Genomic DNA, 13,126 nt, shown 5'->3' with positions numbered 1-13,126 from the left:
GCGATTCTTAGGTGTCCGGCTGCATTTCGGTGGGCTCTGTCTCCACCTGCAGTTCGAACATCCCACTGCCGCTTGCACTGAAGCCACGTGCGCTCACCGTGTAAGTACCAGGCAGTAGCGCCTGCTCCAGGCGAGCATTGGTGCCACCGCCGCTGTCGTCATCAGTATAGGACACGCCTTCGCCATACAGCTCGAGGTACGTATCGAAATCGTTGGACGTCATGGTCAGTGTGACCAGCGAACTCTCCTCTAGCGTGAGCTGGTAGGTCAACGCTTCACCGCTGTACCAGCCGTTGAGCGTTTCGTCTGGCGTGATCGCGCCGTCGTTACGCAGCTCGACCCCGTTCGGTAGTTCGCGGGGTTCGATGGCCAGGGTGAAAAGTCCACTGTCGGTGCCATAGGCTGTGCGCGCGGTTAGCTGGTAAGAGCCCGGCGCTAGGAAATCTGCAATGCGCGCATCCAAGTTACCGGCGCTGTCATCATCTTCGCGGAAGTAACCGTTGGGGCCTTCGAGTATCAAATAAGCGTCTACATCGCTGGAGCTCATATCGATTTGATACATGCCCGCTTCGTCGATTTCTAAGTCGTACGTTAGGTCTTGGCCACTGAACCAACCGCTTAGCGTCTCGTTGGGCACGACGGTACCGTCGTTACGTAGCTCTCCGTCACCCGGCAGTTCGCGGGGGTCGGCCGCCAAGGTGAACAGGCCATTGCCGTCACCATAGGCTGAGCGTGCGGTCAGGGTGTACTCACCCGGGGCGAGAAAATCGGTAATGCGTGCGTTCAAATTACCGGCGCTGTCGTCATCTTCGCGATAGTAACCGTTGGGGCCTTCCAGCTCGAGATACGCATCGAAGTCATCTGCGCGCATCTCGATTTGGTACATGCCCGCCTCTTCGATGGTCAGCGTGATCTCGCGCTCCCTGCTATCGAGCCAACTGTCGACGGGGGTGCCCACGGTCATGCTATCCGCATCGCTCAGCTCGATGGTACGGCTGCTGACGTTGAACGGACCATAGCTATGAGCATCGGCACCGCTTACGACGACGATGTAATCGCCACCCTCTTCGATACGATGACGCACCGTCTCTGCGTTAGCCAATAGCTGGAGCTGATCGTCATATAGCGCTACCGTGCCTTGTAACGCACCGCTCAACGATACCTCGACCAGTGCCTCTTCCTCTAATGAAATGGCATAACGCGTAAAGCGGCTGCCATCTTTGCCATTGAGCTCGCTGGCGGAGGTGATTTCGCCCCGCGAGCGCTCACCCAAGGTGAGATAGTCCAGGCCTTGAAGGGCCGCAGGCATCGCTTCCTGTTCGGTAGTGATGTCTGCGTCGGGCTCTTCTGACGAGGGGGTCACGCTGGGCAACGTTTGCGCGGCGAAGTAACCAACGGCAGCGCCGCCGACCGCCACAACCAAAAGAGTCAGTGAAGAAGACTTAGCCATAGGGGCATCCTTGTTCATTGGCGAGGGTGGGTTGAGTGATAGTCAATATCAATGATGTTGATAAATTATAAGGTGTCTAACGAGTTAAAGTGAGCGTTTGATGAAAAATATGGCGGCGCTGACGCAGGGTCATTACTCCGATTCATTGGGGGATGCCTAACTTACTGAAACGCAAGGGTGTAGCGCGTATTGGTAAAAAGCGTAATTATGGGGGTAATTGCGCCTATCTTCTTAAAGCTTGCCGACCCCTGCATGGCAAGCTACTATCCATACGCCTATCGGCACCTCGTCGACGAATGCGGAGTCCGCTTTACGAACCACTGAGGTACTCCTATGGGAGCCCATAAACACCGACTACGAACGACCTGCTTGGCAGTCGCACTGCTTTTTTTGACGGCCAATCAAGCAGTTGCTCATCAAACCAATGCGCAAACTGAGTTACAAGAAGGGGTGGCTTCTTTCTATAGCGACCGCTTCCAAGGGGCCACCACCGCCAGTGGCGAGCCCTTCGATCAACAAGCGCTGACTGCAGCGCACCCGAGTCTGCCCTTCGGTACCAAGGTGCTGGTCACCCGCCCCGATACCGGGCAAGAAGTCGAAGTCATGATCAATGATCGTGGCCCGTTCGTAAAAGGACGCGTGATCGACCTTTCTAAACGGGCAGCGCGAGCCCTCGGGATGATTCGCCGAGGTACGGCCCCCGTGATGATCACTCTGGTAGATTAACGGATAACACACCCGCAAGCGTGTGATACCCCTTAAACGATCAGCGCTGCCATGTAGCAGCCCCTGCTGAACAAAGCGGCCCGCTCGGGCCGCTTTTTTATGTGTCTTGGTCACCTGACGAACTTGCAAGCTTGCTAATGGTCTCTACTCTGCAAGGAACACGACGCTTACTTCAATGCAGGAGGCAGCCATGCAATCTCGTTTTTACACGCTTACCGACTATCCCACCGGCTTACCCAAGCGCGAGTTGTTTTCGCTAGAGACCCAGGAGTTACCCAAGTTAGCGGATGGCGAAGTGCGCATTCGTAATCACTGGCTATCGGTCGACCCGTACATGCGAGGCCGAATGTCGGGCATACGCACCTATGTCGCCCCTTTCGAACTGGGCCAACCCATGGAGGGTGGAGCCATCGGTGAAGTCATCGCTTCGAAGCACGCTGACGTCAAGGTGGGCGATAAAGTTAGCCACATGGGGGGCTGGCGCGATATCGCACAATTGTCGGGAGATGGCGTCACGGCGCTACCCGATTCGAACGTGCCCGACCAAGCCTATCTAGGCGTATTGGGCATGCCCGGTATGACGGCGTGGACAGGCCTCAATCTGATTGCCGAATGCAAGCCAGGCGATAATGTCCTCGTCAGTGCTGCCAGTGGCGCCGTCGGCTCCCTGGCGGTACAGCTGGCCAAAGCAAAAGGCTGTCACGTGGTGGGTATCGCAGGCGCTGCTCACAAGCTTGCCTGGCTAGAGTCGCTGGGCGTCGAGCCGGTCAGCTACCGAGATCGCAGCGCTCAAGAGCTCAGCGATGCCATCAAGCTCGCCAGCCCGAATGGTATCGATGTTTATTACGAGAATGTGGGCGGTATCTGCCTCGAAGCGGCACTCAGCCAGCTCAACGAGGGTGCGCGCATTGCCGTCTGCGGCATGATCGATAGCTACAACGCCGAAACGCCTACACCTGGGCCGAGCAACCTGTCGCAATTGGTGGTTCGCAAAGCCAAGATGCAGGGCTTCATCGTCGCCGATCACTGGTCCAGCTATCGCTACTTTTTGAACGAAGTGGCTCCTCAAGTAGCCGATGGCAAACTGGACTACAAAGAGACGATCAAAGAGGGATTGGAGAGCACCCCAGATGCCTTCTTGGCACTCTTCGAGGGCGGCAATACCGGTAAGATGCTGGTCAAGCTATCGGCCTGACCACCCCGCTTTCCAGCCCGTTACACTAGGTTAAATCTGCTCCTCCTCACTTTTTACCCCGCCAGGCCGCGCTATGTTGAATAGCGCGGCGTTTTTATGGGCATTGATTAGCCAGCAAATCATTAGACCAAAAGCGAATTGATTATTAAAATCACACCCAATCAATGTGTGTTTTAACCCATCGGCGTTGCCGATGGGTTAGGGCACGTTGTGGAGCCGCCGCACACCTTGACCGGCAAGCGGCATCAACTCGTTGTTAACAGGGGTTTACCTCATGGATGAACACACACGTGCTCGCAGCAAATGGCCAGCGCTACTGCTGGGCTTGCTGCTGGCGTTAGCTGGCATCGCCCTGGCCGTGGGTGGCGTTAAGCTGCTCATGCTAGGCGGCAGCGCTTACTACGTCATCGCGGGGATCGCCGTGGCCGTCGCCGGACTGCTGCTTGCCCTGCGCAAAGGCGCAGCGCTTTGGCTGTACGCCCTCATTTTGTTCGCCACCCTGGCATGGGCGCTCTGGGAAGTCGGCCTAGACTGGTGGCAGTTGGTCCCCAGGGTCGCCATTCCATGCCTCATCGGCCTCATCATGCTTTTGCCATGGTGGCGCAAACCGCTCAACTCGCGCGGTGGCAGTCTCGCCCTTATGGCCAGCATTGGCGCCGCTATCATCGTCGCCATCGCCAGCCAGTTTAGCTACCCAGGCACCATCGAGGGCAGCATCGAGTCCGCCAATAACACCGAAGCCGTCAACCCGGCCCAGGTCGCGGGTGACGATTGGCCTGCCTACGGCGGTACTAATGCTGGTACCCACTATTCGTCACTCGACCAAATTACGCCCGAGAACGTTAGCGAGCTGGAAGAGGTGTGGCGCATTCAAACCGGCGATGAGCCTGGCCCCAATGCGCCGCCGGAAATCACCAACCAGAATACGCCGCTGAAAGTGAACGACAGTCTGTACATCTGCACGTCGCATAGCCGTGCCATGGCGCTGTCACCGGAAACCGGCGAAACTCTGTGGGAGTTCGATCCCAATATCAGCACCATGGGTGCCGACGACTTCTCCGGCTGGGCCCACATGACCTGCCGCGGCCTCGCCTATTACGATGCTGCAAACTACGCAGCCGAGCGCACCGAAAGCAGCCCGAACGATGACACTACGTCACCCGCCGACGATACCGCTTCGGCGCGCTCGCTGTTCGATGATGGCAGCCAGTTCGATCTGGATCTAGCCTTTCTGCTTTTCATCAGTGGTTTGGCCGATGATTCCTCGCTGGCATCCGACGATGACGCTGCCATGCTCAGCGCCACGGACGTGATGTGCCCGCGCAGGCTCTATTTGCCGACGGCCGATGCCCGTCTGATTGCGCTGAATGCCGATACCGGCGAGCGCTGCGAAAGCTTTGGCAACAACGGCGAGATCGATCTTACCAATAACATTGGTGAATTCGCCCCTGGCGGCTACTATTCCACCTCGCCGGCCACGGTGACGGAAGATTTGGTCATTTTGGGCGGTCATGTCACCGATAATAGCTCCATCGACGAGCCCTCCGGCGTGATTCGCGCTTTCGACGTGCACACAGGCGAGCTGGTGTGGAACTGGGACAGCGGCAACCCCGATAACACCGCCCCACTCGACGAGGGTGACACCTATACCCGCGGCTCTCCCAACGTGTGGGCCCCCATCAGCGTCGATGAAGAATTAGGGCTGGTGTATCTGCCCATGGGCAACGCCACGCCGGATCAGTACGGTGCCGATCGCTCTGAAAACGATGAAACGTATAGCGCAGGACTCGTAGCGCTGAATCTGGACGACGGCCAAGTGGCCTGGGTTTACCAATTCGTTCACCACGACCTGTGGGACATGGATACCCCGGCACAGCCGGTTCTGATCGACCTAGCAACGGCTAACGGCACCCAGCCCGCCGTGATTCAGCCCACCAAGCAGGGCAGCCTTTACGTCCTCAACCGGGAAACCGGCGAGCCGATCGTGCCGATCGACGAAGTGCCCGCGCCGCAGGGGGCCATCGACGGCGACTGGACCGCAGAGACACAGCCTCGCTCAGCGCTGAACCTGCTACCACCGCCGCTCACCGAACGGGATATGTGGGGCGCATCACCCTTCGATCAAATGATGTGCCGCATCCAGTTCCGCTCGCTGCGTTACGAAGGCCAGTACACGCCGCCCTCCTTGGAAGGCAGCATCGTATACCCCGGTAACGTCGGCGTGATGAACTGGGGTGGCGTTGCGGTCGATCCTGAGCGCCAGGCGCTGTTTACCGGTGCGAAGTACCTCGCGTTCGTATCGACACTGGTCCCCCGCGACCAAGTAGAAGAGGGCCAGGGCTCCGCCAGCGAGCAGGGCCTACAGCCCAACGAAGGCGCGCCCTATGCGGTAGAGCTAGGCCCGCTGCTTTCCGTACTGGGCTTACCCTGCCAAGCGCCCTCCTGGGGCGATGTGGCAGGTATCGACTTACAAGAGTCGGAAGTGGTGTGGAAACATCGCAACGGTACCACCCGCGACAGCATGCCCTTTGGCCTGCCGATTGGGTTGAACGTCGGCGTTCCCGCCTTGGGCGGCCCGCTGACCACCGCTGGCGGCGTCTCTTTCTTGAGTGGGACGCTGGATCAGTACTTGCGCGGCTACGACATCACCACGGGTGAAGAGCTTTATAAAGCGCGCCTACCCGCCGGGGGTCAGGCCACGCCGATGACCTTTACCGGCGCCGACGGTCGTCAGTACGTGGTGGTGACGGCGGGCGGTCACGGTACCTTTGGTACCAAGATGGGTGACTACGTGATTGGCTACGCGTTACCGCAGTAACCGCTCGCTCCACGGAGTCAGCTAGATAGACAAGGGGCGGCCATGGGCCGCCCTTTTCGTGTTATGCGGCAGTCTAAAGCGTCGTCAGTTTTAAAAACTCAGCTCTAGGCCACCGTAGACGCTGCGCCCTGGAGCAGGTTCGTAAAAGCGCCCAAAGGTGCCGTTCAAGCGCACGTTTGAGTAGTGCTCTTCATCCAGCAGGTTACGCAGGCCCACGTAAGCGCTTAGTCGCGTCTGTGGGCTCAGCTGCCAGCCGTCGCCTACCCGCAGGTTCACCAGCCAGTAGCTATCCACCGCCGTCTGGTTGGCGTTGTCGGCCACCAAATCGCCCACGTACTCGGTCTCCAGCGTGGCAAAGCGCTCGTCGAGGTTTTCCCACGTCAGTTGGTTGACCCAGGTTTGCTCCGGTAACCCAGGTATGCGGTTGCCATCGAAACGCTCAGAAGGCGTGGCAAACTCATCGAACTCGTAGCGCGCCAGGGTGAGCGCGCTGTCCAAGCGCCACTGGTCGGCCAGCTGCCAGCCCAGCGCCAGCTCGATCCCGTCACGGTTGGTATCCCCGGCGTTCTGGTAGAACGTGCGGCCGCCTTCGTCGTAGGGCACCAGCTCATCGCGCACGCGGACGGAGAAGAACGCCACATCGTAATCCAGCGCCAGCGGTGCGATGTAACCACGCAGCCCCACTTCACGGTTCCAGGCTTTTTGCGGTTCCACGCTAGGATTAAAGCCACCCCCTGCCGGGTTGGCAAACTCAGAGAACGTGGGGGTCTCAAAGGCCGTGCCGGTGTTGATATACGCTTGGTGCTGCGGGCGGTAGCGGTAACTCAGCCCGGCAGAGCCGCTCCACTCGTTAAAGGTGCGCTGGCCGCTCTGGTCGCCGTCGGCGGCAAAATCGTCATCGACATCGAGATCCACCCGATCAAACCGCGCGCCCAACGACAGCGTCAGCGGCTCAGACAGCGCTATATCTCCCTGGGCAAACACGCCAGTGGAGGTCGCGGTTTGGGTTTCATCGGCGAGCGGCTCGCCCACCGCCCCTTGCGAATTCACAGCGTTACGGAAGCGCTCGTCTTTCTGACGCGCGGCATCCACCCCGACGATGTAATTCAGCGGCAGGCTGCCTAGCGTGACTTCATGGTGATACTCGGCGCTGGCCCCCATGTAATCGCGCTGATAACCCAAGCGGCTGCTGCCCACGAACGGCAGCTGCTGCTCGAAATCCCGTTGGGCGATGAAGCCTTTCAGATACAGCTCCCCATCTCCGGCCGCTAAATCCTCATACTGCAGCCCGATCAACTGCTGGTCGACGGTTTGACCGGCATCCAACGCCAGCGAGTTCGGTGCGGCTTGGTCGCGCCCTTCGGCAACCTCGCGGGCGTTGAGCGCGCCGGGGTCTTCCGAGCGAGGGTTATCCAGCAAGTTGATGATGGCGGTGAGTGCTCGATCACTGCCCAACTCACGGCGCAGCTTGGCATTGAGTAGATACTTCTCGGTAGAACTCTGCTCCCGGTAGCCATCCACGTTCAGCGCGGTGAGGCTGATATGGTGCGACCAATCCCCCTGTACGCCACCATTTTGCAGCGCCACTTTCTGATACCCATCGCTTCCAGCGCCTACACGCAGCCGCGTGCCAGGGTTGTCGCGCCCGTCAGCGGTGGTAATGTCGATCACCCCTCCCGCCGCGTTGCCATACAGCACGGACGACGGCCCACGAATCACCTCGATGCGCTCGGCGCTGTCCAGATCGATGGCGTCCAACTGGGCCTGCCCATCCGGCAACGTATAAGGGATGCCGTCCACCATGACCGTAATGCCCCGCACCCCAAACGGCGCACGGGCACCAAAGCCACGAATCGAGATACGTTGCCCCTGGGCAAAGTTATCGCGATTCTGCAGGAACACGCCCGGCACGCGATCGAGCGACTCATCCAGGCGCACCCGCTGCTGGCCTTGGGCAATGGCATCGCGATCGATGGTTGAAACAGCGGCCGGCGTGGCATAGAGCTCTCGCGACAACCGAGGCGCGTTGACTTCGACGGTGGGGAGCGCGGCCTGGGTCGCGGTTTGCGCCCATACGGGCGTTGTTAGAGCCGAGCTAATGAGCAGCAGCGAAGGGGTGAAGTAGCGATTCATGGCATCCTTTCCAAACGATATTCAAGTGAATAATCAGCGCTCTAGCGCTCTGTAGGGAACAATCAAACGGTAACGTAGTCATACAGCCAAGTGGCTCGTTCGCCAAGTGACTGGATTCGCTCTACACTGGCGCAAGGGTGATTTCACCTTCATCGTGTAAGCAAAGGAGGCTACATGGCATTTACCGCGACTGACCCGATCAAGATGATTTTTGCAGTGATCTTTCCCCCACTCGGGGTATTTTTCGAGGTCGGCTTTAAGGGACATTTCTGGCTCAACATCCTGCTGACGCTCTTTGGCTTCATTCCAGGCATCATCCACGCCTTCTACGTCATTCTTAAGCACTAGCCACTCGTGACGTATTGAGTTTAACAAACGCCGCCTTGCCTTGCGCAAAGCGGCGTTCTCTTTTAACCCTAGTTCTCTTTAACCCTAGCTGATACGGCTCGGTTACTTGCCGTGCAAACGGCGATGCAAAGCGTGAACCTGCTCGTCCAGGCCAGGTACCGGACCTTCTACCGTAAGCCCTGGCACTACTTCGTTGATCGATAGCGTTGCCACGGGCGGTGCGGCCACGCCCCACTCGGCGAGCCACTGACATAACTGTTCGGTCGAACTGACGTAAACAATGCGCCCCAGCCCCACCCAGCCATGGGCGGCCGCGCACATGGGGCAATGTTCACCCGAGGTATACACCGTCGCAGCCGCACGCGCTTCCGGCGTGAGATGATTCGCCGCCCAACGCGCTAGAGCAAATTCAGGGTGCTGCGTCGCGTCACCGCCAGCAATGCGGTTGCGGTCTTCCGCCAGTATCTCGCCTTGAGCGCTGACCAATACGCTGCCAAAAGGCTCGTCTCCCGCATCGAGCGCCTCTTCAGCTAGTACCACGGCACGCTGCAAATAACGATACTCACGTTCGTAAATCATGGTGTACTCCTATCGTCAAAACGCGTATCAACCGTTTTCCGCCGCCTGACCGCCCGCTTCGTCAGGCGTTTCAGCGAGTGAATGCCCTTCACTTTTGGCAATCACAGAGGTACCCACCAAATCCCCCGTGACATTCAACGCCGTTGCCCCCATGCCGACCAACGCATCGATGGCAGTGAGTAGCGCCACGGTTTCAATGGGCAGCCCCACTTGCGCGAACACGGTGGCGATCATGATAATGCCCGCACCCGGCACCCCGGCGGTGCCCACCGTGACCAGCGTACCAATCAGTACGATTTGCACCATGCTCATGAAGTCGAGAGGAGCTCCCATGACGTTGGCGGCAAACACCGCTGAAATGGCAATACGGATGGCGGCACCGTCCATATTGAGCGTTGCCCCCAGCGGCAAGCTAAAGCCATAAATGCTTTTCGGAATGCCCAGCCGCTGTGCGGCGTTGATCGTGATGGGTAACGTACCGGAGCTACTTTGGGTTGCGAATGCAGTGGCCATCGGCGTGCGCGCCTCACCGAAAAAGGTGCGCAACCTCACACCGAACAGCAGCATGACCGCACAGTAAATCAATAGCTGCGCTCCGAGTGCGATATACAGCACCATTACCATATCGCCCAACGACAGCAGTGTTTCCATACCCTGCTGGCTCACCGTTTCGGCAACGATGGCAAAAACGCCAATGGGCACAAAATGCAGCACGCCCGACATCACTTTGAGCGTGACGGCATTCAGCCCCTCGATCACTTGGTAAAGCTGCTCACCCAGCGCATGCTGCTGCTCCGACTGACGCATTTTGAGCAGCGCAATACCAAACACCAGCGCGGTAAAGATGATGCCCAGCATATTGAGCTCGGCAAAGGCACCCACGATGTTGTTCGGCACGATGTTGAGCAGAGCATCGACCACGCCAGGGTTGTCGGGCACCGAAAAACTCGCGCTGTCGTTGAGCGTCATGCCGCTGCCCGGGCTAAATAGAGTGGCAACGGTCAGCCCCACCGTAATGGCCAGCGCAGAAGAGCCTAAGTAGTAGAGGAACACCTTACCGCCCACACGGCCGGCACTGCCTTCCCGTGATTGGTTCACCCCAACCATGAGGGTGAACAGCACGATGGGAACGATCAGAAACGTCAGTAGCCGGAGCAGTAAATCCCCCACGGGCGCTAGCCAAACGGTCACTTCGTCACCACCCACGATGCCCACCAGCACGCCCAGTATCAGCGCAATCGTCACACGGAGGATGAGCGATGCTTGAAGATAGCGCTTCCAGAGATATGTCATTGAATGTCCTGTCCAGATAAATCCGTGGAACCTACCATGCCATGAACCATCACTATGAATGGCTGACATAGAGAGCGATAGCGCGTGAGCATGTCACGTAGGTGAAATAGCTTAGCACGGCCCCTTTGACCACACGCACAGCCTCCTTCACGAACGCTGCCGATCTACTGAACTTGGAGCCTTAATGAACCGCATCAACCCCAACAAGTTACACCACAGCAAATGGACTGCCGTGACTCCCCGACATAAGGAGAAACACTTCATCGTGACGCAACTGCTCCGTGACGAGGAGGAAAATGTCGTTGACGTGGTGCTTGAAGCGGTGCACTCCCACCGAGAAAGCACGCTGCCCTGGCAAGCACTCAAAGATGCCAGCATTTGGAAGATGGGCTGGAAATGATTGACGCTCAGCGGTCATCGTAAAATAAACGCGAAAGGCTTTGACCTAACCCTGGAAGCATGACACTGTAGCGCCAGTGGTTAGCAAGCAGCATGGTTTCAGAAGCGTACGATCTTTTTCGGCTGCCTGATCTTGTATTCCTTGTTTCACCCGCTACTTCATCTGGGTCATACCAGGAACTTTACGACAGCGCATTCGCGCAAAAGGATCTACACAATGGCAACTGGCACAGTTAAATGGTTCAACGACACCAAAGGCTTCGGCTTCATCGCTCCTTCTGACGGTGGTGACGACCTGTTTGCACACTTCTCCGAAATTCAGGCCGACGGCTTCAAAACCCTGCAAGAAGGCGCTAACGTCTCCTTCGACGTTACCCAGGGCAAAAAAGGCCTTCAGGCGTCTAACATCAAGCAAATCTCCTAAGTTCTATCGCTTTCGATAGCACTGATAAGATTGCTAGAACCTTTGCCCTCTAGGTGAACGGTTCAACAAAAAGGCCCGCCTCGGCGGGCCTTTTTGCGTTTATACGTCAATCCCTCTCCCATACGGTGAGCTGGGCATCGATCGTGAGCGTCAGCTGATCTAAAGCAGCCGCTTTTTCGCGCCCCTCCGCACTGGCACGATACAAATGTGGCGTCATGGTCAGCAAATCGCGGATAACGTCTCCCCCTTCTAACGAAATAGCGTAGCAAATCTGCTCGGAAGCGCGGCGGGCAAACCCTTCCGGTACGTTGGTTTCTTTCTCACGAGTAGGTTTTAAGGTGGGGTAAATAATGTCCCGTAGCTCGCGCAGGTGCTGCGGCCCCGCGTCAACCTGAATCAGCTGCCCGCCCGTTTTAAGCACACGCGCAAACTCGCTATACACCGGAAAGCCAAACATGCACAGCACGCTATCCACGCTTGCCGACTGAATCGGCAATTGGGCATTACTGCCGACAACCCAGCGACAAATGGGTGCCTGTTTATCGTCCTGCTTCGCCGCCGACTGCACCGCCCACTTCGAGATATCCAGCCCCAATAGTGACAGCGCCTGCGACTCGGGAACGTTGTGGGCCAACTGGCGTAAGTAGTACCCCTCGCCACAGCCAGCATCCAGGCAGCAATACGTCTCTGCCTGTGTCTGATCGGCGTGGCTCACGACCGCCTGGCTCAGCGCCTCGGCAATGGGCGCATACTCACCCGCCGCCAAAAAACGCTGACGTGCCGCCACCATGGCTTTGCTGTCGCCGGGGTCGGTGGAACGCTTCTGCTGAACGGGCAGCAAATTCACGTACCCCTGTTTGGCCACATCGAAACTGTGGTTTGACGCACACCGCCAGGTGCCGCCTTCCAAATGGAGCGGTTCGCCGTCTAACGGGCAGGCCAGAGCCTGAAAAGGAGATCGATGGGTCACAAAGAAGTCTCGTTAGGGCGTTTGTTGGGCATGGCAGTGCGGGACACATCTTTAAATAGCGTGGACTGCCACTGACGCACCGCCAGCACCGAGGTGGTGCCAAAGCGCTGTTGCAGGGGCAGGTTGCTTTCTCGTTCGCACAGCGCGTGAAACTCATTGGCTAGGCGCTGCATGATCTGCTGCCATTCGGCGCTGCCCGCCTGGGAGAGCAGGCCATTGAGCACCATGAGCTTTTCGGTATCGCGATCGAACCGCGACTGAAAAAACTCGGTGGCGATGTGCTGCTGGAAAAATTGCTGAATCGGACCGCCGGGGCGCCAGCGAAAATTCGCCGCCACCCGTCGACGAATACGATTGTCTGGCAGCAGCTCGATGAGCTTCAACTGCTCGAGGGTCAGCAAATGGCGAATGCACTGCGCCTCGCTCAGCCGATATTGGTGGTGAATCTCTTCGAAGCGATAGCCGTTGATCACACATACCGCCACCAAAAACAGCTCACGGTCGTCGACGATGCGCTGCTCTTGCGCTTGGGTCAATTCCTGCACCCGCTGCTCATCGGCGTGCATGGCGCTGATCAATTCAGAAAATTCCAGATTGAGCCGGTCGCAAATTATTTCCAAGCGCTCTAAGGTAACGTGCTTATCTGCGAACAGCCGCTTCACCGACGCTTCGCTCAGTTCAAGCCACCGCGCCACATCGGCATAGGTGTAACCTTGGGCGCGCAGTTGGCGCTTCAACGTATCGATAAGCGCGCTGGTTTGGCTCACAGGGCCTCCGACACGTGGAAAAGT

General features: G+C 58.1%; 12 protein-coding genes. 6 read left to right on the top strand and 6 right to left on the bottom strand.

The genetic code is table 11. The annotated features are described in order from the left end of the window. Positions 1–7 precede the first annotated feature (7 nt). Complete coding sequence (locus tag FRH_RS09970; RefSeq protein WP_281996798.1) at positions 8–1,450, bottom strand: hypothetical protein; 1,443 nt, start codon at positions 1,448–1,450, stop codon at positions 8–10. 333 nt (positions 1,451–1,783) lie between these two features. On the opposite strand from FRH_RS09970, the gene FRH_RS09965 reads away from it, so the two are divergent. The 3 genes from FRH_RS09965 (at position 1,784) to FRH_RS09955 (ending at position 6,189) form a co-directional block, all read left to right on the top strand. Beyond that, the gene (locus FRH_RS09965) at positions 1,784–2,176 is read left to right on the top strand and encodes a septal ring lytic transglycosylase RlpA family protein (protein ID WP_044629795.1); all 393 of its coding nucleotides are present in this window, start codon (positions 1,784–1,786) and stop codon (positions 2,174–2,176) included. A gap of 190 nt (positions 2,177–2,366) precedes the next feature. Next, positions 2,367–3,371, top strand: a complete 1,005-nt coding sequence (locus tag FRH_RS09960) for an NADP-dependent oxidoreductase (RefSeq protein WP_281996797.1) — start codon at positions 2,367–2,369, stop codon at positions 3,369–3,371. 274 nt (positions 3,372–3,645) lie between these two features. Then, on the top strand, positions 3,646–6,189 hold the full coding sequence (locus tag FRH_RS09955; protein WP_139525203.1) for a glucose/quinate/shikimate family membrane-bound PQQ-dependent dehydrogenase: 2,544 nt from the start codon (positions 3,646–3,648) through the stop codon (positions 6,187–6,189). Between the two features lie 90 nt (positions 6,190–6,279). Here the strand turns inward: FRH_RS09955 and FRH_RS09950 are convergent, their stop codons facing one another. Then, positions 6,280–8,322 (bottom strand): TonB-dependent receptor, encoded by a 2,043-nt coding sequence (locus FRH_RS09950; protein WP_139525202.1) that lies wholly within the window; start codon positions 8,320–8,322, stop codon positions 6,280–6,282. Between the two features lie 174 nt (positions 8,323–8,496). Here FRH_RS09950 and FRH_RS09945 point away from each other — a divergent pair, with 174 nt between their 5' ends. Further along, positions 8,497–8,670 carry a YqaE/Pmp3 family membrane protein gene (locus tag FRH_RS09945; RefSeq protein WP_044629799.1) on the top strand — a complete coding sequence of 58 codons (174 nt, stop codon included), beginning with the start codon at positions 8,497–8,499 and terminating at the stop codon, positions 8,668–8,670. Between the two features lie 102 nt (positions 8,671–8,772). Here FRH_RS09945 and FRH_RS09940 read toward each other — a convergent pair whose 3' ends face one another. Together FRH_RS09940 and FRH_RS09935 are read right to left on the bottom strand one after the other, a co-directional pair. Then, positions 8,773–9,249 (bottom strand): nucleoside deaminase, encoded by a 477-nt coding sequence (locus FRH_RS09940; protein WP_139525201.1) that lies wholly within the window; start codon positions 9,247–9,249, stop codon positions 8,773–8,775. A 27-nt stretch (positions 9,250–9,276) separates the two neighbouring features. Further along, complete coding sequence (locus FRH_RS09935) at positions 9,277–10,542, bottom strand: dicarboxylate/amino acid:cation symporter (RefSeq protein WP_139525200.1); 1,266 nt, start codon at positions 10,540–10,542, stop codon at positions 9,277–9,279. A 184-nt stretch (positions 10,543–10,726) separates the two neighbouring features. Here FRH_RS09935 and FRH_RS09930 point away from each other — a divergent pair, with 184 nt between their 5' ends. Then, positions 10,727–10,942, top strand: a complete 216-nt coding sequence (locus tag FRH_RS09930; RefSeq protein WP_054641275.1) for a TIGR02450 family Trp-rich protein — start codon at positions 10,727–10,729, stop codon at positions 10,940–10,942. Between the two features lie 216 nt (positions 10,943–11,158). Beyond that, the gene (locus tag FRH_RS09925; protein WP_054641274.1) at positions 11,159–11,365 is read left to right on the top strand and encodes a cold-shock protein; all 207 of its coding nucleotides are present in this window, start codon (positions 11,159–11,161) and stop codon (positions 11,363–11,365) included. A gap of 106 nt (positions 11,366–11,471) precedes the next feature. On the opposite strand, the gene FRH_RS09920 is transcribed toward FRH_RS09925, so the two are convergent. Both FRH_RS09920 and FRH_RS09915 read right to left on the bottom strand, forming a co-directional pair. After that, positions 11,472–12,335 carry a putative RNA methyltransferase gene (locus tag FRH_RS09920; RefSeq protein WP_139525199.1) on the bottom strand — a complete coding sequence of 288 codons (864 nt, stop codon included), beginning with the start codon at positions 12,333–12,335 and terminating at the stop codon, positions 11,472–11,474. Further along, the gene (locus FRH_RS09915) at positions 12,332–13,102 is read right to left on the bottom strand and encodes a helix-turn-helix transcriptional regulator (protein WP_139525198.1); all 771 of its coding nucleotides are present in this window, start codon (positions 13,100–13,102) and stop codon (positions 12,332–12,334) included. Before FRH_RS09915 ends, FRH_RS09920 begins: the two co-directional genes overlap by 4 nt. Positions 13,103–13,126: the final 24 nt, after the last annotated feature.

This window comes from Halomonas sp. A020 (assembly GCF_027943625.1).
Lineage (GTDB): Bacteria > Pseudomonadota > Gammaproteobacteria > Pseudomonadales > Halomonadaceae > Vreelandella > Vreelandella piezotolerans.
This window is presented reverse-complemented; position numbering and strand designations above follow the sequence as displayed.